Genomic DNA, 24,930 nt, shown 5'->3' on the forward strand with positions numbered 1-24,930 from the left:
GTCCGATTTGGGAGAATGCCGCCCATGCTCAAGCAACGCACCATCAAATCGCTGACCCGCGCGGTCGGGGTCGGCATCCACAGCGGCCAGAAGGTGGAGATCACGCTGCGCCCGGCCGCGCCAGGCACCGGCATCGTGTTCCGGCGGGTCGACCTGGCGCAGCCGGTCGACATTCCGGTGAACACGCACAGCGTCTGCGACACGCGCATGGCCACGACGATCAGCCCGAATGGCGATCCGGGCCAGCCCAAGGTGCAGACGATCGAGCATCTGCTGTCGGCCTGCGCGGGGCTGGGCATCGACAACCTGCTGATCGACATCAACGCCGACGAGGTGCCGGTGCTGGACGGCTCGGCGGCGAGCTATGTGTTCCTGCTGCAGAGCGCGGGCATCGAGCTGCAGAACGCGCCCAAGCAGTTCCTGCGGGTGAAGAAGCCGGTGGAGGTGCGCCGCGGCGAGGGCAAGAGCCTGATGTGGGCGAAGCTGGTGCCGCATCACGGCTACACGCTGAGCTTCCAGATCGAGTTCGACAATCCGGCGGTGTCGGCGACGGGGCAGCATTACGTGTTCGACATGGGCAGCGGCCAGTACAAGCGCGAGATCGCGCGGGCGCGCACCTTCGGCATGACCAAGGACATCGAGCTGATGCGTTCGCGCGGGCTGACGCTGGGTGGCAGCATGGACAACGCGATCGTGGTGGACGACTACCGGGTGCTGAACGCCGAGGGGCTGCGCTACGACGACGAGTTCGTGAAGCACAAGATCCTGGACGCGATCGGGGACATGCAGGTGGTGGGGCATCCGCTGCTGGCGGCGTACACGTCGTTCAAGGGCGGGCATGCGCTGAACAACCTGCTGCTGCGCGAGCTGCTGGCGGACGCGGAGGCTTACGAGATCGTGACCTTCGAGGATGAGCGCGACGCGCCGGCGGGGTTCGCCGAGCTGGCGCCGGCGTGGTGAGGCCGTCGGTCGGACCGACGTCTTCCAGCAAAACAAGCTAAAGGCCCACTCATTCGTTTGGAAGATGCACGCGTTCAGGTTTGCATCGGTCATCGAAGCCGGCGAGTGAAATGAGTGCAATGAAGTGGTCCCGTTGACGAACGCCGTCAGGGGACGGAGGCGGACCATGTGGGTTCGCCTCTCCATCAACTGGAGAACTTCATGACTGCATTCATTGCCTATCCGTCCTCTGTTCACGCGGTCGCGGGACGCGACATCGAGACCGAGGAGCCGGTCGGCATTCAAGAATTGACTTGACGAGCCGTTGATTCACATGGACCACGTGTCTCTTTCCATCGCCTTCAACAGCGGGATCGCTACCGTCCTGGCCATGAAGTATTGCGAGCACCTCTCCTCTCGAGCGGGGTTGTGGAAGCTCGTCGTGTTCATCGCGACCATCTTCATGGCGAACATGGCGCTCATGCTGGATCGCTTCTCGCTGGAAGAGGCGGCAATGAGGGCCAGCAGCGTCGCGGTCGGCTTCATTGCCGTCGTGTTCGTGATGGCGACCCTCCATGCCCGGCGCCGTGAGCGCCTGAAGGCATCGCGCTGAGCGCGCGATGAACGGTCGGCATGGCGCAAGCCATGCCGACCTTGCTTCAGCATGGTTTGGAGAGCATCCCGGGCTATCCTTCAAGCAATTGCTACACGCTCGAAGAAATCGTCGCCCAATTCGCGTCTCACGTGGCTGCCCACCCATGCTGATCGTCCGTACCGTCATCGCCCTGCTGCTGGTCGCAGGCCTGCTGTGCTTCGCCGTGTACATCGGCACGAGGCAGCCAGTCTGGCGCCGCAGGGGCATCCTGCTCATCAAGTGGACCGTCATCGCCGGCATCGGATTCTTCGCGGTGCTGATCCTGGAGCGGTTGATTCTGCTGGTGTGAGCGGGTCGCTCATCGAAGCAGGTCCGCCACTCAGATCAACGTCTTGATGGCGTTGAGTGCGACAAGCAGAATCCGTCCTGCCCTTTGTGGCCATTCCCAGCTTCCAGCCCTTCGGGGAACCTTCTGGAAACCCGCCCTTCGAGGCCTTTGGAAGCCCGGTCGAGAGACCGGGCTTCTGTCGTTTCAGCGCCGGTTTTCCGGAGACCCGCTCACTCCTCCAGCGCCTGCAACTGCACCAGCCGCTGATAGATCCCGCCCTCGATCGTCATCAGCTCCTCGTGCGTGCCGCGCTCGTCCAGATGTCCGTGGTTCAGCACCACGATCTGATCGGCCTCGCGGATCGTCGACAGCCGATGCGCGATCGCGATCACCGTCACCTGGCCTCGCAGCGCGCGCAGCGCCTCGCCGACCTGCGCCTCGGTCGCGCTGTCGATGTTGGCCGTGGCCTCGTCCAGCAGCAGGATCCGCGGATCTCCCGCCAGCGCCCGCGCCAGCGCGATCAGCTGCTTCTGCCCCGTCGACACCGCCAGCCCGCCATCGCCCAGCCGGCTGTCGTAGCCCTGCGGCAAGGAGGACAGGAACTCATGCGCACGCGCCGCCCTTGCCGCCTGCTCCAGCTTCTCGTCCGGAATCGCGCGGCCCATGCGGATGTTGTCCCGCACCGTGCCCGCGATCAGATACGGCTCCTGCGGCACCAGGCCCAGCGCGTCATGGAAGGTCTCGTCGGGCAGTTGCTCGAGCGGCTGGCCATCGATCAGGATGCGCCCCTGCTGCGGCTGGTAAAAGCGCAGCAGCAGCGCCAGCAGCGTCGACTTGCCCGAGCCCGTGTGCCCCGCGATGCCCACGAAGCTTCCGGCCGGAATGTCCAGGTCCAGGTCGCGCAGCACCGGCTGCTCCGGCTTGTAGGCGAACCGCAGATGCTCGAAACGGATCGCGCCCGCCCCGATGCGCAGCCCCGGCTGGACCGCGCGCGGCTCCGACGGCTCGCGCAGCAGCGCGCGCACCCGCGACGCGGCCACCAGCGCCTGCTGCAGCTGGCTGAACTGCATCGTGATCTGGATCAGCGGCTCCACCACGCGCGCGATGTACGCGAGGAACGCGTACAGCAGCCCCACCTCGAGCCCGGACAGTTCCCGCATCCCGAAGCCGTAGATCACCGTCACGATCAGCAGCACGTTGAGCAGGTCCAGCGCCGGCCGCAGCAGCCACGCATTGGCGCGCAGCTCCTGCACGCGCGCCTGCAACTGCGCCTGGTTGGCCGTCTCGTAGCGCGCCGCGAAGCGCCGTGCCGCGCCCGCCGACTGCAGCATCGCCATGCCGGCCATGCTCTCGGCCATCTGCGCGTTGAGCTCGGCGCGCAGCGCCCGGGCCCGCTGCACCGGGCCGCTGCTCGCGCGCTGGTAGAGCCAGATGATCCCGGAACTCGCCGGCACCAGCGCCAGCACGATCAGCATCAACCGCCAGTCCAGCCACGCCATCGCGACCAGCGCGCCAGCGACGACGATCGTTGAATCCAGCATCACGAACAGCACTTGCCGGTACAGGTTGTTGACCGCGTCCGTGTCGTTGGTGATGCGGCTCAGCAACTGGCCGGTGATGCTGCGGTCGAAGAAGGCCATCGGCTGCGCCAGCACATGCGCGTAGACCTGCTCGCGCAGACGCAGCACCGAGCGCTGCGCCACCGCCGCCATGCGCCGCAGCTGCGCGTAGCGCAGCAGGCTCGCGGACCAGCCCGCCAGCAGCATCGCGCCCAGCAGCAGTGCCATCGGGCCGAGCGAGAAGTCGCGCGGCAGCACGTGCGCATCGATGAAGTGCTTGCCGAGGATGGGCCCGACGGCCTCGAGTGCCGCGGCCACGACCAGCCAGCCCAGCCCCTTGATCAGGCCGCGGCGTTCGGGCGCGGCAGCCTGCGCGAGCAGCGCCAGCGCCTCGCGCGGCGAGTGCTCGCCGCTGTTCTTGCGGTCCGTGGCGGACGCGGTCTCAGGCGGCGTCAAGGCTGGCCTCCAGTTGTTGGTAGCGCCACTGGCCGGCATACCAGCCGCCCAGCGCGATCAGGTCCTCGTGGCGGCCGCGCTCGACGATGCGGCCCTGCTTCAGCACCACGATCTCGTCGGCCTCCATCACCGCCGACAGCCGGTGGCTCACCACCGCCAGACTGCGCTCCGGATGCCGCTGGCGCAGCTCGCGCCAGTGGTCGAGGATCTGCGTCTCGGTGCCGCTGTCGACGGCCGACAGCGCGTCGTCGAGCAGCAGCACCGGCGCCTCGGCCAGCAGCGCCCGCGCGATCGCCACGCGCTGGCGCTGCCCGCCCGACAGCGTCACGCCGCGCTCGCCGACCAGCGTGTCGTAGCCCTGCGGCAGGCGCGCGATGTCGTCGTGCACGGCGGCCAGCTCGGCCACCGCCAGGATCTGCTCGCGCGTCGCGTCGGGGCGCGCGAGGGCGATGTTGTCCGCCACCGAGGCCGAGAACAGGAAGGGCTCCTGCGGCACCCAGGCCAGCGCGCGGCGCAGCGCGTCCAGGCGGATCTCCGGCGCGGGCAGGCCGCCCAGCCGCACCGTGCCGGCGCTTGGCTCGTACTGGCGCAGCAGCAGCCGCAGCAGCGTCGACTTGCCCGAGCCCGTCGCGCCGACGATGCCCAGCGTGCGGCCCGGCGGCAGCGTCAGCACGATGTCCTGCAGCGCCGGGTGCGACATGCCGGGGTACTGGAAGCTCACCTGATCCCAGGCCAGATCGGCGTGCGCCGGCATCTCGCGGGTGCCGGTGTCGACGAGGCCCGCCGGCGCGTCCAGCACCGGCTGCAGCCGGGTCCAGGCGGCGCGGCCGCGCTCCAGCAGCGACAGCACCCAGCCGGCCGCGAACATCGGCCAGATCAACTGGCCCAGGTACATCGTGAACGCGGTGAGCTGGCCGATGCTGATGCGCTCCGTGCCCACGAGCCAGGCGCCGACGCCCAGCGCGATCACCGTCGCCGCGCCGAGCGACAGGCCGACGGCGGGTTCGAACATCGCCTCCCAGCGCTGCGCCTGATAGGCGGCGGCGCCGGCGTCGCGGGCCAGTTCGCCGAACTGCTCGCGGCTGCGGCGCACGAGGCCGAGCGCGCGCACGGTGCGCACGCCGGCCAGGCTGTCCTGCACCTGCTGGTTGAGCGCGGAGAAGCGCGACAGCGAATCGGACCAGGCCTTGTGGACCTGCGTCGAGATGCGCCAGAACGCATAGGCCATGAAGGGGAAGGGCACCAGCGCGGCCAGGCCGAGCCGCCAGTCCACGCCGATGGTCATCATCCCCAGCACCAGGATCAGCGTCAGCGAGCCGTCGAAGGCGGCGAGCAGGGCTTCGCCGGCGGCCATCTCGATGGCGTCGACGTCGTTGGTCGCCAGCGCCATCAGGTCGCCGGTGCGCTGGGCATGGAAGAAGGCCGGGCCCTGGCGCGTCAGCTGCGCGTAGAGGCGGGTGCGCAGCTGGCGGCCGAGTTCATAGGCGGTGCGGAACAGCGCCAGGCGCCAGCCCACGCGCAGCAGGTAGATGGCCAGGCCGGCCAGCACGAGCAGGCCGAGTTCGGTGATCAGGCCCCAGCCGGCAAGCCGGTGCGACACCAGCCCGTCGACCACATGGCCGACCTGCCGCGGGATCCAGACCGTCAGGACGGCGATGGTGCTGAGCATCAGCGCGCTGGCGGCATAAGGCCGCCAATGGCCGCGGATGTGGCCGGCGATCAGGCGTGTGAGGGACATGGCGGCGGATTGTGCCCGCCGGTTCTTGTACGGCTGGATGTCAGGGCCATGGCGCTGTGCGAAGACCCCTCACCCCTCCCTCTCCCCCTGACGGGGGCGAGGGTGCAAGAAAGACGCTCCTGCTTTCAGCTCCGTTGCCGGCACGAACTCCCTCGCCCCCCGCGAGGGGGGAGAGGGCAGGGGAGAGGGGGCTGGTCGCAGGGCGACGGTGGTGGTTTGTGACAGGGATGAACAGCTAAGACGCAGGCGGCTTGACTGGCAAGCGATCCGCCATGCCGATGCGTGCGTGGACCAGGTCAGCCAGGATGCGCAGCCGCTTCTCGTCGAAATTCCCGCTCAGCGCATAGGCGAGTGTCCCGTCGATCCAATAGAGGCTGCGCGTGGTCTGTCCCGCTTCGACGCGGCGCGTCAGGCGGAAGGCCACGGGCGCCTCGGGCGATCTCGCGCCGGTGCTGACGTAGAGCGTGAAGCGCTCGCCGGTCTCGTTCTCGTACATGAACTGCGCACGCGCCAGTGGCGCGCCGGGCGCCGCATCGTCGCCCGCCGGCAGCAGGCGGCCGCCGACCAGCTTCCATCCGTAGTCGCGCAACACTGGCGCGTGCAGCGGCTGGCCCAGGCGCTTGCTGAGCCACTGGATCAGGTGATCGGCTTGATCCGCGCCGACCTCGACGGGATGACGCTGCTCAGGCTGATAGACGGCATGGGCGATGGCCGCGTCGCGGACGTAATCGGGCACCGACGGATCGCGGCCCGCCGCGCGCGCGGCCGCCTCGGCGCTGGCGCGTTCCACGGCTTCCTGCTTGGCATGCCACCACGCATGGCCGCCCCAGCCGCCAGCGAGTCCAGCGCCCACGCCCACGGTCAGCAGCAGCGCCGCCGCCCAAGCGCGCGGCCAGCGCGGCGCGTTCGCCGCCTCGGGCCGTAGCGCGGCGGTCAGGCGCGGGGGAATCGGCTCATCGAGCCACTCGCGATGCAGCGCCTGCAGTGATTCGCGCTGCTCCCGCCAGGCCAGCACCTGTTGCGCGGCGCGCGGATGCCGCAGCAGCCGGTCGGCCACCGCGGCGGCGCGGGCGGGGTCGAGCTGACCGTCCACGTAGGCGTGAAGGGTGGCCTCGTCGAGGTCGTGATCGTCGTCGTGCGTCATGGCGTGGCGCTCATTTCACCACCCGCAGCGGGGCGCGGCCGGCCTCGCCGCCGGACATCGACTGACGCAGCCGTTCGCGCGCACGCGACAGCCGCGACATCACCGTGCCCACCGGCACGTCGAGCACGCGCGCCGCGTCCTGATAGCTGAGTTCCTCGACGCAGACCAGCAGCAGGATCTCGCGCGCCGCGGCGGGCAGCGCGGCCAGCGCTCGCTCCAGATCGAGCCGCAGGGCGACCTGCTGCTGCGGTTCGTGCACCAGCGGCTGGGCGGCGTCCTCCTCGTCCAGCGAGTCATGCAGCGCCTCGCGCGCGTCGCGCCGCTGGTTCAGATAGAGGCGGTGCATCAGCGTCAGCAGCCAGTTGCGCAGCGCGTCCTGGCGCGTGGGTCCGGGCTCGGCATGGAACAGCGCGCCCTTGCGGGCCGCGCGTTCGAGGGTGTCCTGGAGCAGGTCGTCCGCGCGCGCCGTGTCGCCGCACAGCAGCCGCGCGTGGCGGCGCAGGCGCGGCAGGAGCGGCAGCGCTTCCTCGAGGACCACAGTCATGGATGAAGATGGATGATGCAAAGTGATCGCGGTGTCGCTTTGGGTGCCTGGCTAGGCGCAAACCGCAGCCATAGCGGCGCTATGGCGAGGATTTGCAACGACGCCAGGTGCCCAAAGCGGCGCCGCGATCAGGGTTTGGCGGTGTGCCAGATCTGGTTGATGCCGTCACCGCCGCGGTCGCCGGGCTTGGCGTCCTTGGTCCAGAAGTACAGCGGCTTGCCCTTGTAGGCCCATTGCTTGGAGCCGTCGTCGCGCGTGATGATGGACCAGTCGCCGCTGGCCTTGTCCTCGGCGCGGGCCATCAGCGGCGGCCAGTTGGTCGCGCAGGGCCCGTTGCAGGCGCTCTTGCCGGATCCGGCCGTGTCCTTGTCGAAGGTATAGAGCGTCATGTCGTTGGCGCCGACCAGCGCGCCGTCCTTGGCCATCGCGGGAGCGGTCTGCGCGGCGGCGAAGCCGGCGGCGGCCATCAGGGCGGCGGCGGCGGCGAACTTGAACATCTGCTTCATGCGAGGTCTCCTGGGTTGGGAACAGGGTGGGGATATGGCATGAACACGGCGCGGGGGCCGTTTATTCCCGGGGACATTCCAACTGACTTTCGGCCATCCAGGGGGATCGCCACGATGGGGGAAGGTCCTTACCATCCGGCGGTCCCGATCCGGGGCGACATGTTCACATGAGAGGGAGAGTGTCATGACCTTCACCGAAGCGATCCAGACCTGCCTGCGCAAGTACGCCGATTTCAGCGGCACGGCCAGCCGGTCCGAGTACTGGTGGTTCGCGCTGTTCCTGGTGCTGGGCTCGCTGGTGCTGGGCATCGTCTCGAACACGCTGAGCCTGATCTTCACGCTGGCGATGCTGGTGCCTTCGCTCGCGGCGGCCTCGCGCCGGCTGCACGACATCGACCGCAGCGGCTGGTGGCAACTGGTCAGCCTGATCCCGGTCATCGGCTTCTTCGTCATCCTGTACTGGCTCGTCCAGCCGACCGCGCCGAATCGCTATGGCAGCGCGTCGGGTGTGCCGGTGGTGTGATGACGGACCGGTCGGCACGCGATAGCCTGCGGCTCGGAGTTCAAGTGAACTCCACACCCGTCGCCGCACAAGGAGACCCCGCATGACCGACCGTGCCAAGGCGCTCGCCGCCCAGCTGATCCGCAACTTCCACGAGGCCGAGCTCACCGAGTTCAAGCGCGAGCCGCTGTACGAGGCGCGCTCCGCGCGGCTCGCGCGCGGCACCGCGGCGCGCAAGCTCGGCGCTTCGTACGACATCGTCGAACCCGGCAAGACCACCTGCCCCTACCACCTGCATTACGCGCAGGAGGAGATGTTCATTGTCCTGGAGGGCACCGGCACGCTGCGCGTGGCCGGCGAGCTGCTGCCCATCAAGGCCGGCGACATGATCTTCATCCCCGCCGGCCCGGAGTACCCGCACCACATCATCAACACCTCCGGCGCGCCGCTGAAGTACCTCTCCATCAGCACGATGGAACAGCCCGAGATCTGCGTCTACCCCGACTCCAACAAGTTCATGGCGGAGCACGGCGCGTCCAAGGCCGAGCGCTCGTTCGAGGCGATCCGCGAACTCGGCGGCGACCTCGACTACTGGCACGGCGAGCCCTGAGCCGGCGCGCTCAGTACGTGCGCGAGCCCTTGAACTGCGCGTGCTGGCGCCGCTGCAGCGTCGTCTGACGGCTCATTGCGTCGAAGGACACGCGCGCATGCGCGTCCATGATCGCGATGCCCAGTGCGTCGGCCGCGTCCTTGCCCGGCTCGCCCGGCAGGCTCAGCAGCCGCGCCACCATCGCCTGCACCTGCGCCTTGGCCGCGCCGCCGTGCCCGGTGATGGCTTTCTTCATCTGCACCGCGGTGTACTCCGACACATGCAGGTCGCAGGACACCAGCGCCGTCAGCGCCGCGCCGCGCGCCTGTCCCAGCAGCAGCGTGGACTGCGGGTTCACGTTCACGAAGATGATCTCCACCGCCGCGCAGGTCGGCTGGTAGCGCGAGACCACCTCGCGGATGCCGTCGTACAGGATCTTGAGCCGGCCCGGCAGATCGCCCGTGGGCAGCCCGTTGGTCTTGATCGTGCCGCTGGCCACATAGGCCAGCCGCGGCCCGTCGGCGTCGATCACGCCAAAGCCGGTCGTCTGCAGACCGGGGTCGATGCCGAGGATGCGCATGGCCATGTCCCCTCAGGTCCCGGCGCGGAAATACCACCGCACCGCATGGAAGAACACCGGCGCCGCGAAGCACATCACCGCGATGCGGTCCAGCAGCCCCACCGCGCCGGTGATCGCGCTGCGGTTGCCCCAGGCGTTGATGCCGGCGTCGCGCTTGAGTGCCTGCATCACGAACGCGCCGAAGCTGCCGCAGCCCGCCGCGATGAACGCGGCGATCGCTGCCTGGCCGGCCTTGAACGGCGTGATCCAGTACAGCAGCGCGCCCGCCAGCGCCGCCGCGAACGCGCCGATCCACCACGCCTTCATCGTGAACGAGCGGCTGATGCGGCGCGCCACCGGCTTGGCGCGGAAGCGGCTGGTGGCGATCGCCTGCGCGATCTGGCCGCAGGCCACCACTGCCACCAGGAAGAACAGCAGGAAGGCGCCGCGGCCCTCGTACTTCGGGAACTCCAGCAGCAGCAGCGCCGGCGCATGCGACAGCCCGTACACGCAGACCATGATGCCCCACTGGATCTTGGCGTTGCGCTCCAGGAAACGGCCCGGATCGTCCGCCAGCGCGCTGGCCACCGGGATCGCCAGGAAGCCGTAGACCGGGATCAGCACCGAGAACAGGTCGAAGTGGCGCGTGCCCACCAGCACGTACTGCAGCGGCAGGATCACGAAGAACGCCATGATCAGCCCGCGATGGTCGGCGCGGCGCGTGTGCAGCAGCGTGATGAACTCGCGGAACGACAGGAACGAGAACACGCCGAACAGCAGCGTCGCGCCCACCGGCCCCGAGATCCACGCGGCCCAGAACAGGCAGGCGCCGACCCACACCATGTTGAGCTCATGGCGGAAGCTGGACCAGCGGCGCTGCCAGGCGTCCTGCTCCTGCTCGGGCCGCTCGCGCAGCGACCACAGCACCGAGCCGATGCTCACCAGCAGCAGCGCGCCGAACAGCACGACGAACAGGAAGGCGACCTGCTCGCTCGGGTTCAGGGACTTGAGCCACCTCATTCCTTCCACCCTCCCGGACGCAGCGCCATGACGGCGGCGCGGGCGCGTTCCAGGAACGCGCGCTTGTCCTCGCCGGGTTCGATCCGGATCGGCGCGCCGAAGGTCACCGTGCACAGGATGGGCACGGGCACGACCTCGCCCTTGGGCATGACGCGCTGGACGTTGTCGATCCAGGTGGGGATCAACTGCACGTCGGGGAACTGCTCGGACAGGTGGAAGAGGCCGGCCTTGAAGGCCTGCGGCGCGCCCTTGTTGGAGCGCGTGCCCTCCGGGAAGATGACCAGCGAGTCGCCCCCTTGCAGCGTCTCGACCAGCGGCTCGAGCGGATCCTCGTCGGGCGTGGCGCGGGTGCGGCTCACGTAGACCGCGTTGAACACGGCGGTGGTGATCCAGGTCTTCAGGCGCGAGCTGGTCCAGTAGTCGCGCGCGGCGATCGGACGGGTGCGCGAGCGCAGCTCTGCAGGCAGCGAGGCCCAGATCAGCACCCAGTCGAAGTGGCTCTGATGGTTGGCGAAATAGATGCGTTGTTCCGACGTCGGCGGACAGCCTTTCCAATGCCCCTGCGCGCCGGTGATCAGACGCGCCAGCCAGGACAGGAACAGGCCGGTGATTTCGGCAAGGACCATGGGGCGGGATTATCCCTGTCCGACGCGGTCAACTCGGCAAGCGAAAAATGCGGGTTGCGTTGATCAGTGTTGAGGGGCCACCCCTTTATTGGGGTCAGTCGTTGATCAATTTGGGTGGGGACACGGCAGAAGTAGGTTATCGATCTGCCGCACACGGACATTCAGACTCCGAACCTTTCTTCACTTCGGATCTACCTGTCATGCAACACCCGTCGCAAGCCGCAGCCCAGACCCCGCCGACCGGCGCGCCCCCGACGCCACGCTCTCCAGCGGAGCGCCCCATGAACCCTCGCAAGCGGCCGATTGACGGTGATCAAGCGGGCGACGATGCGGCAAGCGAAACCGTGCGCTGCGAGATGCGGGTCATGTCGGACGGTTCGACCGAGGACTGCGAGCACCCGGGCATCGCGCCCTGGCTGGTCAGTGGGGCTGGCGGGCTGACGCTGGCGATGATGGGCCTGGCGGGCGGGGGAGGCGGGAGCGGCGCGGGAGCGCCGGCTCCAAGCCCTGCCCCCGAACTGCCACCGCTGGCCGCGGCGCCGAAACTCTCCACGAGCACCGGCGGCGAGGCCGTCAATGGAACGGGGCATGTGCAGGTTCAACTGGCCGAGCCCGGCGGGCGCTGGTTGTACCGCGTCGACGCGGAGACGCGTTGGCGCGAGGGCACGGGCACCCGGATCGACGGATCGACGCTGACGGAAGGCCTTCACTCCGTGGTGGTGACCCAGGTCGATGCGCAAGGCCGCCACGGCGATCCCGCGACGCTGGCCGTGCGGATCGACAACGCGGTGGCGCCGCCCGCGCTGGCGCTCAAGCAGGACACGGGAACCTCGCCCGCGGATGGCCTGACACGGGACGGAACCGTGCGGGTGTCCGGACTCGAGGACGGCGCGGCCTGGTGGTATCGCGTGGACGGCATCGGTGAATGGCAGTCCGGGCAGGGGAGCGAGGTGCAGGTGGACGGCGGCCGGCAGGGCACGCGGACCGTCGAGGTCTATCAGATCGATGCCGCCGGCAATCGCAGCGAAGTGGGGCAGCTCTCCTTTGAACTCGACGCGCTGGCGCCGCAAGCGCCTGGCGTGACCACGTCGACGGGCACGGATCTGATTGGCGTGAACGACGCCGTCCGCATCGATGGCATCGAGCCCGGTTCGCATTGGGAATACAGCGTCAATGACGACGGCTCCTTCCATGCCGCGGAGGGCGGCGTGCTGCCGGCGGGGGTGCTCAAGGAAGGCGCCAACGTGCTGCGGGTCGTGCAGGTCGATGCCGCCGGCAATCGCAGCGAAGTGGTCGAGCGCACGATCCGCTACGACACCACCGCGCCCGACGGGCTGGTCCTGACGACCAGCACCTCGACCGGTGAGATCGGCGCCAGCGGCGAAGTCCGCGTCGCCGGCATCGATCCCGATGCCGCCTGGTTCTTCCGCGTCAACGGGGCGGAGACCTGGACGCGCGGCACGGGCAGCACGGTGCCCGCCTCGGCGCTGAAGGAAGGACCGAACACGATCGAGGCCTACCAGGTCGACGGCGTCGGCCTGAACAGCCCCCGCACCAACCTGGCCGTGACCCTGGATCTGACGCCGCCGCCCGCGCCGATGCTGCAGTCGAGCAACGGCACGGACCTGCTGAACGCCAACGGCTTCGTCAACGTGACCGCGCTGGAAGGCGGTGCGAGCTGGGCGTATCGCCTGAATGGACAGGGCGAGTGGATCGCGGGTGACGGCGGGCGCATTCCCGCGTCGGCGCTGCACAACGGCGACAACGCGATCGAGGTCCGGCAGACGGACAGCGCCGGCAATGTGGGCGCGGTGGCCACGCTGCAGGTGCGCGTCGACCTCGATGCGCCGGAGGCGCTGGCGGTGCAGGTGACGGGCGGCGCTCTGGACGCGCTGCCGATGTCAGGCGCGTTGACGCTGCAGCAACTGGAGCCGGGGGCGACCTGGCGCTATCGCCTCAATGGCGAGACGGTCTGGCGCGTCGGCACCGGGGATCGCCTGGACGCCTCGGCGCTGGCGGAAGGGTCGAACGACATCGAGTTCTTCCAGACGGATTCGAGCGGGCACGACAGCGGCATCACGCGCCTGACCGTGACGCGCGACTCGCTGGCGCCAGACCGGCCGGACCTCGTGACGAGCAACGGCCTGCCGGTGATCAACGCGTCCGGCAGCCTGCTCGTGAATCTGCTGGAGGACGAGCCCACGACCTGGGAGTACCGCGTCAACGGTGGCGCGTGGACGGCGGGGCAGGGGAAATCCATCAGCTCAGCGGTGCTCCAGGAGAACGACAACACCGTCGAAGTCCGGCAGACCGATGCGGCGGGGAATGTGAGCGGAATCGATTCACTGTCGGTGCGGCTGGATACGCAGGCGCCGGACGAACTGCAAACCACCGCTCGCGTGCGAGCCGGTACCGCGGCGCCCAACAAGCTCATCAACGCGACGGGTTATATCTCGCTGGATAACCTCGAAACTGACGCATCCTGGGAATTCAAGATCAATGGTGATCAGTATTGGCGCAAGGGTAGTGGGAAACAATTGAGTACGCGTGTCCTGGATGAAAACGTCAACACGATTGAATTTCGGCAGATCGATGCTGCAGGGAATATCGGCCTCACGCACACGGAAAGTTTCACACTGGACTCCATTGCGCCTTCTGCTCCGTCAATTACCACTTCCACGGGTGGCACGCAACTCGGCTCAAGTTCATACCTCAATTTCGGTGACGTCGAGCCTGGTAGCGTTCTGACGGTCAATATCAACGGAGTGACACACATCTTGCAGGGGAAGACGCCGCGTATCCAGGCGTACGGGCCGCCGGGTACGGGACCCGGAGACAGCGTCGTGACTGCCTTTCAAACTGACGCTGCAGGCAACGTCAGCGCGACACAGAGTCTCTCATTCAACGTCGATGTGGCCGATCCCGTTCAACTCAACTTGATAAAGCATTATGATGGTGATGGAGCGCTGAACTCAAACTTCGACTTGATTCTAATTGGAGGGCTCGAGCCGAACGCCACTTGGTGGTACAGGATCGACGGTGGTATGTGGAATCAGGGCACCGGAAGCAGTCTTGCTGGGGATGTTTTTAAACCTTCCGCAGGAGCTGTTCCTTCGGTTATCGACGCGTATGGGAGAGGCTATTCGCGGGACTTGGAAGCGTATCAAGTAGACCATGCCGGGAATGCCGGACTGCTAAACTTTTTGACGGTCACTTACTACGTTATGCCGTAGCTCTTTCGGCGTTCGCATCTCCCTATGTATCGCGCTTGGGATCGTGCCTTCTAAAAATGTGGTTCCAGCCCTTTCAGCCATCGCCACCACCGGCGTATTCGTATTCCCGCTGACGACGGCGGGCATGACTGACGCGTCGACCACTCTCAGGCCTTGAAAGCCTCGCACCCGGAGCGACGGATCGACGACCGCGAGGTCGTCGATCCCCATCCGGCAGGTGCCCATCGGGTGATCAGCCCAAACCCCAGCGCTGCTTGCGTGCGTGGTCCTCGCCGTCCCGCCCCGCCGCGCTCATGCGATCTTCTTCAGCAGGCCGAGCAGCCGCTCGAAGGTCTTGCCATACGGCGGATGGAACAGCTTCGTCCCCGCGAAGCGCGATTGCAGGAACACCGGCTTGAGCTTGCTGAAGGTGTTGAAGCCCCACACGCCGTGGTACGCCCCCATGCCGCTGGCACCGACGCCGCCAAACGGCTGCTCTTCCTGGCCGAGGTGCCAGATGCAGTCGTTGACGGTGACGCCGCCGGCCACCGTGCGCGCCAGCACGTCGTCGCGCGCGGTCTTGTCGTCGCCGAACCAGTACAGCGCCAGCGGCCGGTCGCCCGCGTTCACCTGCGCGATCGCCTCCGACGGATGGCCGTAGGGCACGATCGGCAGCAGCGGGCCGAAGATCTCCTCGCGCATCACCGCCATCTCGGGCGAGGTGCCCAGCAGCAGCGTCGGCACCAGGCGCCGGTCGGCCGGCTGGTCGTCGTGCGTCGGCCGCAGCGTCGCGCCGCGGGCGCGCGCGTCGTCGAGCAGCCCCTTCAGCCGCGCGTGGTGGCGCGCACTGACGATGGCCGTGTAGTCGGGGTTGCCGTCGATGCGCGGATACAGGCGCCGCATCGCGGCCACGATCGCATCCGCGAGCGGCGCCACCAGTTCCTTGGGGGCGAGCACGTAGTCCGGCGCGACGCAGGTCTGCCCCGCGTTGAGCAGCTTGCCGAAGGCGATGCGCTCCGCCGTGAGGGCGAGATCGGCGCTGCGATCCACGATCGCCGGCGACTTGCCGCCGAGCTCCAACGTCACCGGCGTCAGGTGCTTCGCGGCCGCCTGCGCGACCAGCCGCCCCACCGGCGTCGAGCCGGTGAAGAACAGGTGGTCGAAGGGCAGTTCGGTGAACGCCTTGCCCACGGCCGCGTCACCGGTGACGACGGTCATCTCCTCGGGCGAGAAGTGCTCGGCCACGAGCCTGGCCATCAACTCGGACGTCGCCGGCGTCAGCTCGGAGGGCTTGATCATCACGCGATTGCCGGCCGCCAGCGCTGCCAGCGCCGGCGCCATCGCGAGGAAGTAGGGATAGTTCCACGGCGACACGATGCCGACCACGCCCAGCGGCTGCGGCATCAGCCGGTTGCCCGCGGGCAGGAAGTGCAGCGCCGTCGGCGCGCGGCGCACGGCCATCCAGCGCTTGAGGTGTCGGATCGCATGGCGCGTGCCGCTCTGCACGGTGAAGAGATCGGCCAGCAGGCTCTCGTGCCGCGAGCGGTGGCCGAAGTCGCGCGACATCGCCTCGGCCAGGGCTTCGGCATGCGTCGACGTCATCGCGAGCAGCCGCTGCAGCCGGTCGCGGCGCTGCGCCAGCGTCGGCAGACGCTCGCGGTCGAAGGCGGCGCGCTGCTGCTCGAGCAGCAGATGCAGGCGCTCATGCGGGGCTTGGTCCATGGGGTGTCTCCGCCGTGTTCCATCAGTCGAGGGTTGCCGCAGGCTATGCGCATTCGCGCCAGCGGCCAAGCGCGCGGACCCTGGACTAGAGAGGCGCGACTAACGCGCCGCGCCAATGAAAAAACCCGGCCAGGGCCGGGCTTTTCGAGGCGGGCTCCAGGGAGCCCCCGCTGGACCGCCCTGAGGCGATCGCAACGATCAGAAGCGGTAGCCGACGCTCAGCGTGAAGCCGTCAGCCTTGATGCCGTCCTTCTTGTAATAGCGCATGTAGTCGACAGCGCCGTAGATCGACTTGTCGAAGTTGTACTTCGCGCCCAGGCCGTAGGCGAAGCTGCCGCCGCTTTCCGAAGCGGAGCCGTCTTCGTCAGAAGCCTTGATCTTGCTGTGGGCGTAGCCCAGGCGGCCGAAGACTTCGAACTGGTCGAAGGCGTACTTCGGGGTCACGAACAGGCCGTAGCTGTGCGGGATCTTGATCTTGGCGCCGGCGACGGTGTCGTCCGACACGCCGAAGGCCAGCATGCCTTCGATGGCGACGTTCGGGTGCACGTCGTAGCCGATGATGCCGCGGATGGCGCCCGGCTTGGCCGACAGGCCGCCGTCAGCCTTCACCTTGACGAAGGTGTAGCCCAGTTCGCCGTACAGCGGGGCTTGGGTCTGGGTCTGGGCTTGAGCGGCGCCGGCAGCCAGCAGAGCGGCAGCGACGATGACAGAAATCTTGGTCATTGGAATACTTCTCTCAAAGTGATAAGCATCGCAGCGATGCGGGGGCGAAAGGTATCAACGCCTGACACCCTTCGACAATGCAAGACGTCACAGACAGGTAAAAAAGTGCGTAAGACGTTGTCTGGCGACCACGCATGGCCCCGAACTTGCTGAGGACCCACCCCCTATCGGTGGGTATTGCCTCTCGTCCTTCGTACAAGTGTTGACGCCGTCTTCACACCTGTTCTTGTCATCCGCTGCAGGAGCAGCCGCCCACGAAAAAGCCCGGCGCAGGGCCGGGCTCGTGGCGATCAAGGAGCGGGGCCGGGTCTTGCCCCACCCCGTGCGCGCGGTCAGTGACGGAAGTGCCGCACGCCGGTGAACACCATCGCGATGCCGCGCTCGTTGGCCGCGGCGATGACTTCGTCGTCGCGCATCGAGCCGCCCGGCTGGATCACGCAGGACGCGCCCGCGTCGGCCAGCACGTCCAGGCCGTCGCGGAACGGGAAGAACGCATCGCTGGCCACCGCCGAGCCGGCCAGCGCCAGGCCGGCGTTCTCCGCCTTGATCGACGCGATGCGTGCCGAGTCGATGCGGCTCATCTGGCCCGCGCCCACGCCCAGCGTCATGCCGTTGCCGCAGAACACGATCGCATTGCTCTTGACGTACTGCGCGACGGTCCACGCGAACATCAGGTCATCGAGCTGCTGCGCCGTCGGCTGCAGCGTGGTGACGACCTTCAGGTCGGCCTTGGACAGGAAGTGGTTGTCGGCGGTCTGCACCAGCAGGCCCGAGCCGACGCGCTTGACGTCCTGCGCGTTGCGGCCCTGGTCCCAGGGGCGCGCGCCGCCCGGCGGCAGCGCGATCTCGAGCAGGCGCACGTTGACCTTGCCCTTGAAGATCTCGCGCGCCTCGGCGCTGAACGACGGCGCCATCAGCACCTCGACGAACTGCTTGGACACCAGCTCGGCCGCGGCGCGGTCCACCTCGCGGTTGAACGCGATGATGCCGCCGAAGGCGCTGGTCGGATCGGTCTTGAAGGCCTTCGCGTAGGCATCGGCGGCGCTCGCCGCGACGGCCACGCCGCAGGGATTCGCGTGCTTGACGATCACGCAGGCCGGCGTGTCGAAGCTCTTCACGCACTCCCAGGCGGCGTCCGCGTCGGCGATGTTGTTGTAGCTGAGCTCCTTGCCCTGCAACTGCTTGCCGGTCACCAGCGAGCCGGGCGCCGGATACAGGTCGCGGTAGAGCGCGGCGGTCTGGTGCGAGTTCTCGCCGTAGCGCAGGTCCTGCACCTTCACGAAGCTGCTGTTCATCTGCGCCGGGTACTCGGCCAGCGAGCCGTCGTCCAGGCGCGCGCTCAGGTAGTTGCTGATGGCCGCGTCGTACTGCGCGATGCGGTTGAAGGCCGCCACCGACGCGGCGAAGCGCGTCTTGTCGCTGGTCTTGCCGTGGGCCTTGAGCTCCTCGAGCACCTGCGCGTACTGCGACGCGTCGGTCAGCACCGTCACGTCCTTCCAGTTCTTGGCCGCGCTGCGGACCATGGCCGGGCCGCCGATGTCGATGTTCTCGATCGCGTCCTCCAGCGTGCAGCCGGGCTTGGCGACGGTGGACTCGAACGGATAGAGATTCACCGCCAGGATGTCGATCGTGTCGATGCCATGCTGCTGGATCGCGGCGACGTGCTCGGGCAGGTCGCGGCGCGCCAGCAGGCCGCCGTGGATCTTCGGATGCAGCGTCTTGACGCGGCCGTCCAGCATCTCGGGGAAGCCGGTGTGCTGGGCGACCTCGGTGACCGGCAGGCCGGCGTCGGCCAGCAGCTTGGCGGTGCCGCCGGTGGACAGCAGGCGCACGTTCAGCGCATGCAGCGCCTGCGCGAATTCAACGATGCCGGTCTTGTCGGAGACCGAGATCAGGGCGGTGAGTTGGGCCATGAACATTCCTTCGATGCGGGGGGATTCGGGTTCGACCAAGCGGAACGCGGAGATCCGGCTTTGCCGGGCTCGCGCGTTCGCCCCTTTGAGGGACCGGCGAAAGCCGGTAGGGGTGGTCTAAATCAACTTGTGTTCGACGAGCTTGCGGCGCAGGGTGTTGCGGTTGATGCCGAGCCATTCGGCGGCCTTGCTCTGGTTGCCGTCGCTGTGCTGCATCACGACTTCCAGCAGCGGCTTCTCGACCAGGCGGATCAGCATCTCGTGCATCGAATGCGGGGCCTCGCCGCCGAGGTCGCGGAAGTAGACCTCCAGGTTCTCGCGCACGCAGGTTTCGATCGGTTTGGGCGTCATGCCGTCAGCCTTCTTTCTTGGTCTTCGTCTTGTTCATCATTGGCCGCGTCCAGCGCGGCCATGTAGGGCAGCCGGTCGTGCTCGTCCGCCAGCGCGTCCAGCCAGCCGCCGAGCGCATCGACCTGCGCCTGGCAGCTCTCCAGCAGGTTCATGCGGCGCCGGAAGTCCTCGCCGCCGGGCAGCGCGCGCACGGCCCAGCCGATGTGCTTGCGCGCGCTGCGCATGCCGGTGAGTTCGCCGTAGAGCGCGTAGTGGTCGTGCAGGTGGTCGATCAGCCAGCGCTTGGCGTCGGCGACGCGCGGGGCGGGCAGTTCCTCGCCGGTGGCCAGGAAGTGCGCGATCTCCGCGAAGATCCACGGCCGGCCCTGCGCCGCGCGGCCGACCATGATGGCGTCGGCGTCGGTCGCGGCCAGCACCTCGCGGGCCTTGCGCGGGCTGTCGATGTCGCCGTTGGCGACGACCGGAATCCGCAGCGCGGCCTTGACCGCGGCGATGGTGTCGTACTCGGCGTGGCCGCTGTAGCCCTGCTCGCGCGTGCGGCCGTGCACGGTGACCATCGCGATGCCGGCCGATTCCGCCGCGCGCGCCAGCGCCACCGCGTTCTTCTCGGCCTGGCACCAGCCGGTGCGCATCTTCAGCGTCACCGGCACGCCGCGTGGCGCGCAGGCAGCAACGACGGCCTCGACGATCTCCAGTGCCAGCGCTTCGTCCTGCATCAGCGCCGAGCCGGCCCACTTGTTGCAGACCTTCTTGGCCGGGCAGCCCATGTTGATGTCGATGATCTGGGCGCCGCGATCGATGTTGTATGCGGCCGCCTCGGCCATCATGGCCGCCTCGGTGCCGGCGATCTGCACCGAGATCGGCGCCGGCTCGCCCTCGTGGTTGGCGCGGCGCGAGGTCTTCAGGCTGTTCCACAGCTCCTTGCGCGAGGTCACCATCTCGCTGACCGCATAGCCGGCGCCGAGCTTCTTGCACAGCACGCGGAAGGGCCGGTCGGTCACGCCCGCCATGGGGGCGACGAACAGGCGGTTCGGCAGGACGTGGGAACCCAGCGTGAGCGTGCCGGGCAGCGGCGTGGACATCGGGAACGGAGGCGAAGGCTGCACAAAAAAGAGGCAGGAGTATACCGCTGCCCCCACCGCCGACTCCCTCTTCAGAGCGAGGATTGCTTGCGCCAGAGCATGAAGCCCTGCTCGACGAAGCGGTTCATCACGCGGTCCTGCGACAGCTTGTAGACCGCGCGGGCCAGCCGGCCGCGCAGTTCCGGCGTGTTGCAGCGCGAGCGGTGCGAGAGCGTCACGTAGAGGCCTTCGCGCGCGATGGCCGGCAGCAGCGGCTGGATCGCCACGCCGCCGCCGCGCGCCGCGTAGGCCTCGGCGGGCGTGTCCTCGTAGATCAGGTAGTCGGCGCGGCCGCGCTGCAGCATCAGGATCGCCTGCTCGATGCTGGCGACCTGCGTGATCTTGAGCGACTGGCGGGCGTAGTTGTCGAACTCCACGCCGAAGCTGTTGTTGATCACCGTGACGCCCTGGCGGCCGGCGAGGTCCCCCCAGCGCTTGAACGGCACCGGCGCGGCGGTGCGCGTCCAGATCACGCTGCGCGTTTCGCGGAAGGCGGGGTGGAAGTAGTCCATGTACTCGGTGCGCGGCAGCGTGAAGAAGGCGCCGGCGATCAGGTCGATGCGGCCGGCGCGCATCTCCTCCTGCACGCGGCCCCAGGGGCCGACATAGCGGGTCTCGACCGGGATGCCGATCTCCGCCGCCAGCCACTGCATCAGGTCGGCGTTGGCGCCGACCAGCTTCTGCTCGTCCGACGGATCGCGCCACAGGTAGGGCGGGTACTGCGGGTTGCCGGAGGCCACCAGCAGCGGACAGCCGGCGATCGGACCCTGCGCGGGCGCCGCGGGCGCCGCACCAGGGCCGGGCGCCGCGCTTGCCTGGGGGGCGGGAGCGGTCTGCGCCATCGCGGCGCCGGCGCCGGGCATCGGCCCTGCGGGCCCCGGACCCGCGAGGGTCAGGCCGATCAGCGCGATTGACGATGCAGCGAGGCTGCGCAAGGACATGGTCTTCGGATAATCCCACGCATGGAAGCCTGGCTGCAACACATGGTTCACCTGATGCTGGAGACCCTTGCCCTGCCGCAAGTGGGGCTCGGCGCGGTATTCGTCATCGCCCTGGTCTCGGCCACGCTGCTGCCGATGGGGTCGGAGCCGGTGGTGCTGCTGCTCGTCTCCGCCAAGCCGGAGCTGTTCTGGCCCGCGATCCTGGTGGCGACCGCGGGCAACACCATCGGCGGCGCGATCACTTGGTGGATGGGCTACGGCGCCGAGCGCGCCTACGAGGCCGCCGTGCACCACTCGCCGCGCGACCAGCGCGTGCTGGGCTGGCTGCGGCGCTTCGGCGCCAGGACCTGCCTGCTGAGCTGGCTGCCCATCGTCGGCGACCCGCTGTGCGCGCTCGCGGGCTGGCTGCGGCTGCCGTTCTGGCCCTGCGTGCTGTACATGGCGATCGGCAAGTTCGCGCGCTACGTGCTGATGACCAGCATCGGGGTGTCGATGCTGCCGGCGCAGTGGAAGGCGATGCTGTCGATGGCGGGCTGAGCGCGCCGGCGCGCTTGCACAATGCGGGCTTCGACAGGAGACCCGCCATGAGCACCCCCAGCACCCCGGCGTACGACGCCTTGTGCCAGCGCCACCAGCGCATCCACCGGCTCGCCCATCTGCAGGCGATCGCATCCTGGGATCAATCCGCCTTCATGCCGGCGCGCGGCGCGCAGGCCCGCGCCGAGGCGCTGGCCGAGATGGGCGGCCTGCTGCACCAGATGGGCACCGATCCGGCGCTGCGCCAGCTGCTCGACGAGGCGGCCCAGGAGCCGCTGGACGACTTCCAGCGCGCCTCGCTGCGCGAGATGCGCCGCGTCTGGCGCGCCGCGAACGCGGTGCCGCAGCGCCTGGTCGAGGCGCGCTCGCTCGCGAACTCGCATTGCGAGCATGAATGGCGCCGCCAGCGCGCCGCCAACGACTGGACCGGCTATGTCGAGAACCTGCGGCCGGTCGTGCGCTACGCCCGCGAGGAGGCGCAATACCTCTCCGACGACAGCGGCCTGGGCCGCTATGACGCGCTGCTCGATCACTACGAGCCCGGCATGCGCTCGGCCGAGGTCGATCGCGTGTTCGGCGATCTGCGGCAGTGGCTGCCGGATCTGATCCGCCAGGTGATGGCGCGGCAGGCCGGCGATCGCGTCATCCATCCGCAAGGGCCGTTCCCGGCCGCCGCGCAGCGCGCGCTGGGCCTGGACGCGATGACGCTGCTGGGCTTCGACTTCGAGGCGGGCCGGCTCGACGAGAGCGCCCATCCGTTCTGCGGCGGCGTCCCCGAGGACGTGCGCATGACCACGCGCTACCGCGACGACAGCTTCCTGCAGAGCCTGACCGGCACCATCCACGAGACCGGCCATGGCCGCTACGAGCAGAACCTGCCGCGCGAGTGGCTGGGCCTGCCGGTGGCGCAGGCGCGCTCGATGGGCCTGCATGAGAGCCAGAGCCTGTCCTTCGAGATGCAGCTCGGGGCGCATCCCGGTTTCGCGGGCCTGCTCCAGCCGCTGGTGGAGCGCCACCTGGGCCGGCAGCCCGGCTTTGCCGCGGACAACCTGCACCGGCTCATGACGCGGGTCGCGCCGGGCTTCATCCGCGTCGACGCCGACGAGGTGACCTATCCGGCGCACGTGATCCTGCGCTACGAGATCGAGCGCCCGCTGATCGAGGGCGAGATCGAGGTCGAGGACATCCCCGCGCTGTGGGACGCCAAGATGCAGGAACTGCTCGGCCTGGACACGCGCGGCAACTACAAGGACGGCTGCATGCAGGACGTGCACTGGGGCTGTGGCCTCTACGGCTACTTCCCCTGCTACACGCTGGGCGCGATGTACGCGGCGCAGTGGTTCGCGGCGATGCGGCGCGAGCGCCCGGCGCTGGACGAGGAGATCGCGCGCGGCGAGCTGGCACCGGTCTTCGACTGGCTGAAGTCGCGCATCTGGTCGCAGGGCAGCCGCTGGGAAACGCCGGAGCTGGTGCGGCGCGCCAGCGGCGAGGCGCTCGATCCGGCGCATTTCCGGCGCCATCTGGAAGCGCGCTACCTGGGCTGATCGGCGCCGGCGCCATGAAACGCCGCGCCATGAAGCGCCGCACCATGAAGAAAGGGCACCTCTCGAGGTGCCCTTCCTGTCTGCGCCCGCGGTCTCTACCCCACGGCCGCTCCCAACGCGTCGTCGAAGACCTGGTGTTCTGGTGTCAGACCTTGCCCGCGCCCTTGCGGCGGCGCAGCACCAGGCCCATCGCGCCCAAGCCGGCCAGCATCAGGGCCAGGCTTTGCGGCTCCGGCACGGCGGCGGCGTTGCCGCCCGCGCCGGCGGCGGCGATCACGCTGATGTTGTCCAGCGAGGTACCGTAGGAGTCACTGCGGCCAACGGCGCCGAAGCGCAGCGTCATCGGGCTGCCGGTGCCGGTGAAGCTGGTGGTGAAGGATTGCCAGCTGGTGGCGGTGTCGGCCCCGACGGTGCCGGACAGGCTGCCGATGCTCCACGACAGGCCGTTGCTGACGGCACCCTGGTTGTCCGGGCGGTTCGCATAGGAGAAGGTCAGCGTGTAGGAGGCGCCCAGCACGGTGCTGAGCGACTGGCTGATCCAGCTGTTGGTGGTGGTGTCCAGCTCGGCGAAATTGCTGCCGTTGAGGGCGCTGCCGGCGACGTTGTTGCGCAGTTCCACGCCATGCGGGCCAACGGTCCAGCCGGGGATGCTGTCGAGGATGACGAAGCTGCCGTTGCTGACGGTGGTCGACTCGAAGCTGCCGTTGGTCAGCAGGTTCACGGGCGCGGCCAGGGCGAACAGCGGGGCGGCGAACAGGGAGGCTGCGATCAGGCGTTTCATGGGGGTGGACTCGGGAAGTTCGACAAGGAGGGCGCATGGGTCCGGCGCTTGTGTCGAATTGTTCGAGTCCGCCCTTCAGGTGCCATCCCCCTGTGCGCTGGGGGTGCTGTGGCCATTCGTGACGGATTGCACGCCGCCTCGGCGCGCGGGTGAGGGGTCAGGCCGTGCTCCGCTACGGGTTCTCACCGGATGTTCACCGAAGCCTCACCGGTCTTTCGCCGGTCTGGCCGGCTTGACTGGTTTGATCGGTTTGACCGCCTTGATCGGTTTGGGGGTCTTGACCGCTGTCGCCTTGGCTGAAGTCCTGGCGGCGGGTTTGCGGGCTGCGGGCTTGGGAGCGGCGGGCGCGCCCGCCGTGCGCAGCATCGCGACCTCGCGCTCCAGCGCTTCGATGCGCGCGGCCAGTCTCGCCACCGTCTCGGCCGTCGGCATGCCCAGCCTTGACAGCGCGCGCGCCACGCGGTCCTCGAAGATGGCTTCCAGCTTGTCCCAGTGCTGTCCGGCGCGGCCGCCGACCTCGCCGGCCATGTCGCTCATGCGGCGGGCGGCGGCGTCCAGCGCCGCCTCGGCCTCCCGGGCCTTGGCCTTCGCCTCGTCCAGGGCATTTCCCCGCGCCTTGCCCCGCAGCCGGGCGCCTTCCGTCGCGAGCGCGCCCAGCACCGCGCCGCCCTGGTCCTGCGCCTTCGCGAAGGCCGCCAGGCCCGCCGACCAGATCTGCTGCGCCGAGGCCCTCACCTGATCCGCGAACGGCGTGTCCGCGGCCGGCGCGGGCGTCGCGGCCTGGCGGCGGCCTTTCGCCTTCGTCGCGGCGGCCGTCTTCTGCTGCTTCTTGACCATGGGGCATTCCTTGTCGTCGCGGGGCGGCAGGCCTGACGCCCGCCGCTCACCGAGAACCGGACTATAGGGGCCGTGCCCGATGTCACGCTGACTCGCCGCTGACCTGTTTCCCCCATTGGGGCGAACGCCGCAGGGACCAGAAT

At 68.6% G+C, this 24,930-nt stretch carries 24 protein-coding genes and 1 pseudogene; 8 read left to right on the plus strand and 17 right to left on the minus strand.

Annotated elements, in window-relative coordinates; all coding sequences use genetic code 11:
- Nucleotides 1–24: 24 nt before the first annotated feature.
- The 3 genes from lpxC to ABDW61_RS11345 all read left to right on the plus strand — a co-directional run bounded on the left by lpxC (nucleotide 25) and on the right by ABDW61_RS11345 (nucleotide 1,883).
- Complete coding sequence (gene lpxC / locus ABDW61_RS11335; protein ID WP_343638702.1) at nucleotides 25–960, plus strand: UDP-3-O-acyl-N-acetylglucosamine deacetylase; 936 nt, start codon at nucleotides 25–27, stop codon at nucleotides 958–960.
- 313 nt (nucleotides 961–1,273) lie between these two features.
- Nucleotides 1,274–1,552 (plus strand): hypothetical protein, encoded by a 279-nt coding sequence (locus tag ABDW61_RS11340; protein WP_343638704.1) that lies wholly within the window; start codon nucleotides 1,274–1,276, stop codon nucleotides 1,550–1,552.
- 145 nt (nucleotides 1,553–1,697) lie between these two features.
- A complete protein-coding gene (locus ABDW61_RS11345; RefSeq protein WP_343638706.1) occupies nucleotides 1,698–1,883 on the plus strand; it encodes a hypothetical protein in 186 nt (61 codons plus the stop codon).
- 209 nt (nucleotides 1,884–2,092) lie between these two features.
- On the opposite strand, the gene ABDW61_RS11350 is transcribed toward ABDW61_RS11345, so the two are convergent.
- The 5 genes from ABDW61_RS11350 to ABDW61_RS11370 all read right to left on the minus strand — a co-directional run bounded on the left by ABDW61_RS11350 (nucleotide 2,093) and on the right by ABDW61_RS11370 (nucleotide 7,800).
- Nucleotides 2,093–3,877, minus strand: a complete 1,785-nt coding sequence (locus ABDW61_RS11350) for an ABC transporter ATP-binding protein (protein WP_343638708.1) — start codon at nucleotides 3,875–3,877, stop codon at nucleotides 2,093–2,095.
- Nucleotides 3,864–5,615: an ABC transporter transmembrane domain-containing protein gene (locus ABDW61_RS11355; RefSeq protein WP_343638711.1), complete on the minus strand. Its 1,752-nt coding sequence runs from the start codon at nucleotides 5,613–5,615 to the stop codon at nucleotides 3,864–3,866. Before ABDW61_RS11355 ends, ABDW61_RS11350 begins: the two co-directional genes overlap by 14 nt.
- Before the next feature lie 235 nt (nucleotides 5,616–5,850).
- Nucleotides 5,851–6,759 (minus strand): anti-sigma factor, encoded by a 909-nt coding sequence (locus ABDW61_RS11360; protein ID WP_343638712.1) that lies wholly within the window; start codon nucleotides 6,757–6,759, stop codon nucleotides 5,851–5,853.
- A gap of 10 nt (nucleotides 6,760–6,769) precedes the next feature.
- The gene (locus ABDW61_RS11365; protein WP_343638713.1) at nucleotides 6,770–7,303 is read right to left on the minus strand and encodes a sigma-70 family RNA polymerase sigma factor; all 534 of its coding nucleotides are present in this window, start codon (nucleotides 7,301–7,303) and stop codon (nucleotides 6,770–6,772) included.
- Nucleotides 7,304–7,431: 128 nt separating this feature from the next.
- Nucleotides 7,432–7,800, minus strand: a complete 369-nt coding sequence (locus ABDW61_RS11370; protein ID WP_343638859.1) for a hypothetical protein — start codon at nucleotides 7,798–7,800, stop codon at nucleotides 7,432–7,434.
- Nucleotides 7,801–7,993: 193 nt separating this feature from the next.
- Between ABDW61_RS11370 and ABDW61_RS11375 the strand changes: the two genes are divergently transcribed.
- Together ABDW61_RS11375 and ABDW61_RS11380 are read left to right on the plus strand one after the other, a co-directional pair.
- Nucleotides 7,994–8,332 carry a DUF805 domain-containing protein gene (locus tag ABDW61_RS11375; protein WP_343638715.1) on the plus strand — a complete coding sequence of 113 codons (339 nt, stop codon included), beginning with the start codon at nucleotides 7,994–7,996 and terminating at the stop codon, nucleotides 8,330–8,332.
- Between the two features lie 82 nt (nucleotides 8,333–8,414).
- Nucleotides 8,415–8,921: a cupin domain-containing protein gene (locus ABDW61_RS11380; protein WP_343638716.1), complete on the plus strand. Its 507-nt coding sequence runs from the start codon at nucleotides 8,415–8,417 to the stop codon at nucleotides 8,919–8,921.
- A gap of 10 nt (nucleotides 8,922–8,931) precedes the next feature.
- Here ABDW61_RS11380 and ruvC read toward each other — a convergent pair whose 3' ends face one another.
- From ruvC to ABDW61_RS11395, 3 genes are read right to left on the minus strand one after another with little or no spacing between them, the layout of a single operon-like run.
- Entirely contained in the window at nucleotides 8,932–9,480 is a 549-nt protein-coding gene (gene ruvC, locus ABDW61_RS11385; RefSeq protein ID WP_343638861.1) for a crossover junction endodeoxyribonuclease RuvC, read from the minus strand.
- Nucleotides 9,481–9,492: 12 nt separating this feature from the next.
- Nucleotides 9,493–10,479: a phosphatidate cytidylyltransferase gene (locus tag ABDW61_RS11390; protein WP_343638718.1), complete on the minus strand. Its 987-nt coding sequence runs from the start codon at nucleotides 10,477–10,479 to the stop codon at nucleotides 9,493–9,495.
- Nucleotides 10,476–11,105: a lysophospholipid acyltransferase family protein gene (locus ABDW61_RS11395; protein WP_343638720.1), complete on the minus strand. Its 630-nt coding sequence runs from the start codon at nucleotides 11,103–11,105 to the stop codon at nucleotides 10,476–10,478. The genes ABDW61_RS11390 and ABDW61_RS11395 overlap by 4 nt, the downstream gene beginning before the upstream one ends.
- A 281-nt stretch (nucleotides 11,106–11,386) precedes the next feature.
- Between ABDW61_RS11395 and ABDW61_RS11400 the strand changes: the two genes are divergently transcribed.
- A complete protein-coding gene (locus ABDW61_RS11400) occupies nucleotides 11,387–14,338 on the plus strand; it encodes a hypothetical protein (RefSeq protein WP_343638722.1) in 2,952 nt (983 codons plus the stop codon).
- Here ABDW61_RS11400 and ABDW61_RS11405 read toward each other — a convergent pair.
- The 7 genes and pseudogenes from ABDW61_RS11405 to ABDW61_RS11435 form a co-directional block, all read right to left on the minus strand.
- Nucleotides 14,300–14,572 (minus strand): annotated as a pseudogene (locus ABDW61_RS11405) (GMC oxidoreductase); the annotation flags it as partial. The gene ABDW61_RS11400 and the pseudogene ABDW61_RS11405 sit on opposite strands and share 39 nt — an antisense overlap.
- Before the next feature lie 57 nt (nucleotides 14,573–14,629).
- Entirely contained in the window at nucleotides 14,630–16,039 is a 1,410-nt protein-coding gene (locus tag ABDW61_RS11410) for a coniferyl aldehyde dehydrogenase (RefSeq protein ID WP_343638724.1), read from the minus strand.
- A gap of 198 nt (nucleotides 16,040–16,237) precedes the next feature.
- On the minus strand, nucleotides 16,238–16,762 hold the full coding sequence (locus ABDW61_RS11415) for a porin family protein (protein WP_343638726.1): 525 nt from the start codon (nucleotides 16,760–16,762) through the stop codon (nucleotides 16,238–16,240).
- A 332-nt stretch (nucleotides 16,763–17,094) separates the two neighbouring features.
- Nucleotides 17,095–18,675, minus strand: a complete 1,581-nt coding sequence (purH, locus tag ABDW61_RS11420) for a bifunctional phosphoribosylaminoimidazolecarboxamide formyltransferase/IMP cyclohydrolase (protein WP_091731371.1) — start codon at nucleotides 18,673–18,675, stop codon at nucleotides 17,095–17,097.
- 117 nt (nucleotides 18,676–18,792) lie between these two features.
- Nucleotides 18,793–19,026 (minus strand): helix-turn-helix domain-containing protein, encoded by a 234-nt coding sequence (locus ABDW61_RS11425; protein WP_343638727.1) that lies wholly within the window; start codon nucleotides 19,024–19,026, stop codon nucleotides 18,793–18,795.
- Nucleotides 19,023–20,108 carry a tRNA dihydrouridine synthase DusB gene (gene dusB / locus ABDW61_RS11430; RefSeq protein WP_343638730.1) on the minus strand — a complete coding sequence of 362 codons (1,086 nt, stop codon included), beginning with the start codon at nucleotides 20,106–20,108 and terminating at the stop codon, nucleotides 19,023–19,025. Before dusB ends, ABDW61_RS11425 begins: the two co-directional genes overlap by 4 nt.
- 71 nt (nucleotides 20,109–20,179) lie before the next feature.
- Nucleotides 20,180–21,088: a transporter substrate-binding domain-containing protein gene (locus ABDW61_RS11435; protein ID WP_343638731.1), complete on the minus strand. Its 909-nt coding sequence runs from the start codon at nucleotides 21,086–21,088 to the stop codon at nucleotides 20,180–20,182.
- Nucleotides 21,089–21,109: 21 nt separating this feature from the next.
- Here ABDW61_RS11435 and ABDW61_RS11440 point away from each other — a divergent pair, with 21 nt between their 5' ends.
- Nucleotides 21,110–21,625, plus strand: a complete 516-nt coding sequence (locus ABDW61_RS11440) for a YqaA family protein (RefSeq protein WP_343638732.1) — start codon at nucleotides 21,110–21,112, stop codon at nucleotides 21,623–21,625.
- A gap of 47 nt (nucleotides 21,626–21,672) precedes the next feature.
- Nucleotides 21,673–23,169: a carboxypeptidase M32 gene (locus ABDW61_RS11445; RefSeq protein WP_343638733.1), complete on the plus strand. Its 1,497-nt coding sequence runs from the start codon at nucleotides 21,673–21,675 to the stop codon at nucleotides 23,167–23,169.
- 145 nt (nucleotides 23,170–23,314) lie between these two features.
- Here the strand turns inward: ABDW61_RS11445 and ABDW61_RS11450 are convergent, their stop codons facing one another.
- Nucleotides 23,315–23,950 (minus strand): DUF642 domain-containing protein, encoded by a 636-nt coding sequence (locus ABDW61_RS11450; protein ID WP_343638734.1) that lies wholly within the window; start codon nucleotides 23,948–23,950, stop codon nucleotides 23,315–23,317.
- Nucleotides 23,951–24,154: 204 nt separating this feature from the next.
- Nucleotides 24,155–24,787 (minus strand): phasin family protein, encoded by a 633-nt coding sequence (locus tag ABDW61_RS11455; RefSeq protein WP_343638735.1) that lies wholly within the window; start codon nucleotides 24,785–24,787, stop codon nucleotides 24,155–24,157.
- Nucleotides 24,788–24,930 lie beyond the last annotated feature (143 nt).

Origin of the sequence: Roseateles sp. (assembly GCF_039595595.1) — a bacterium.
In the GTDB taxonomy this organism is placed as follows: Bacteria; Pseudomonadota; Gammaproteobacteria; order Burkholderiales; family Burkholderiaceae_C; genus Roseateles.

Excerpts from the sequence above, each read along its gene's own strand:
- lpxC (WP_343638702.1), top strand. The coding sequence starts at position 25 with ATGCTCAAGCAACGCACCATCAAATCGCTGACCCGCGCGGTCGGGGTC.
- ABDW61_RS11340 (WP_343638704.1), top strand. The coding sequence starts at position 1,274 with ATGGACCACGTGTCTCTTTCCATCGCCTTCAACAGCGGGATCGCTACC.
- ABDW61_RS11345 (WP_343638706.1), top strand. The coding sequence starts at position 1,698 with ATGCTGATCGTCCGTACCGTCATCGCCCTGCTGCTGGTCGCAGGCCTG.
- ABDW61_RS11355 (WP_343638711.1), bottom strand. The coding sequence starts at position 5,615 with ATGTCCCTCACACGCCTGATCGCCGGCCACATCCGCGGCCATTGGCGG.
- ABDW61_RS11360 (WP_343638712.1), bottom strand. The coding sequence starts at position 6,759 with ATGACGCACGACGACGATCACGACCTCGACGAGGCCACCCTTCACGCC.
- ABDW61_RS11365 (WP_343638713.1), bottom strand. The coding sequence starts at position 7,303 with ATGACTGTGGTCCTCGAGGAAGCGCTGCCGCTCCTGCCGCGCCTGCGC.
- ABDW61_RS11370 (WP_343638859.1), bottom strand. The coding sequence starts at position 7,800 with ATGTTCAAGTTCGCCGCCGCCGCCGCCCTGATGGCCGCCGCCGGCTTC.
- ABDW61_RS11375 (WP_343638715.1), top strand. The coding sequence starts at position 7,994 with ATGACCTTCACCGAAGCGATCCAGACCTGCCTGCGCAAGTACGCCGAT.
- ABDW61_RS11380 (WP_343638716.1), top strand. The coding sequence starts at position 8,415 with ATGACCGACCGTGCCAAGGCGCTCGCCGCCCAGCTGATCCGCAACTTC.
- ruvC (WP_343638861.1), bottom strand. The coding sequence starts at position 9,480 with ATGCGCATCCTCGGCATCGACCCCGGTCTGCAGACGACCGGCTTTGGC.
- ABDW61_RS11390 (WP_343638718.1), bottom strand. The coding sequence starts at position 10,479 with ATGAGGTGGCTCAAGTCCCTGAACCCGAGCGAGCAGGTCGCCTTCCTG.
- ABDW61_RS11395 (WP_343638720.1), bottom strand. The coding sequence starts at position 11,105 with ATGGTCCTTGCCGAAATCACCGGCCTGTTCCTGTCCTGGCTGGCGCGT.
- ABDW61_RS11400 (WP_343638722.1), top strand. The coding sequence starts at position 11,387 with ATGAACCCTCGCAAGCGGCCGATTGACGGTGATCAAGCGGGCGACGAT.
- ABDW61_RS11410 (WP_343638724.1), bottom strand. The coding sequence starts at position 16,039 with ATGGACCAAGCCCCGCATGAGCGCCTGCATCTGCTGCTCGAGCAGCAG.
- ABDW61_RS11415 (WP_343638726.1), bottom strand. The coding sequence starts at position 16,762 with ATGACCAAGATTTCTGTCATCGTCGCTGCCGCTCTGCTGGCTGCCGGC.
- purH (WP_091731371.1), bottom strand. The coding sequence starts at position 18,675 with ATGGCCCAACTCACCGCCCTGATCTCGGTCTCCGACAAGACCGGCATC.
- ABDW61_RS11425 (WP_343638727.1), bottom strand. The coding sequence starts at position 19,026 with ATGACGCCCAAACCGATCGAAACCTGCGTGCGCGAGAACCTGGAGGTC.
- dusB (WP_343638730.1), bottom strand. The coding sequence starts at position 20,108 with ATGTCCACGCCGCTGCCCGGCACGCTCACGCTGGGTTCCCACGTCCTG.
- ABDW61_RS11435 (WP_343638731.1), bottom strand. The coding sequence starts at position 21,088 with ATGTCCTTGCGCAGCCTCGCTGCATCGTCAATCGCGCTGATCGGCCTG.
- ABDW61_RS11440 (WP_343638732.1), top strand. The coding sequence starts at position 21,110 with ATGGAAGCCTGGCTGCAACACATGGTTCACCTGATGCTGGAGACCCTT.
- ABDW61_RS11445 (WP_343638733.1), top strand. The coding sequence starts at position 21,673 with ATGAGCACCCCCAGCACCCCGGCGTACGACGCCTTGTGCCAGCGCCAC.
- ABDW61_RS11450 (WP_343638734.1), bottom strand. The coding sequence starts at position 23,950 with ATGAAACGCCTGATCGCAGCCTCCCTGTTCGCCGCCCCGCTGTTCGCC.
- ABDW61_RS11455 (WP_343638735.1), bottom strand. The coding sequence starts at position 24,787 with ATGGTCAAGAAGCAGCAGAAGACGGCCGCCGCGACGAAGGCGAAAGGC.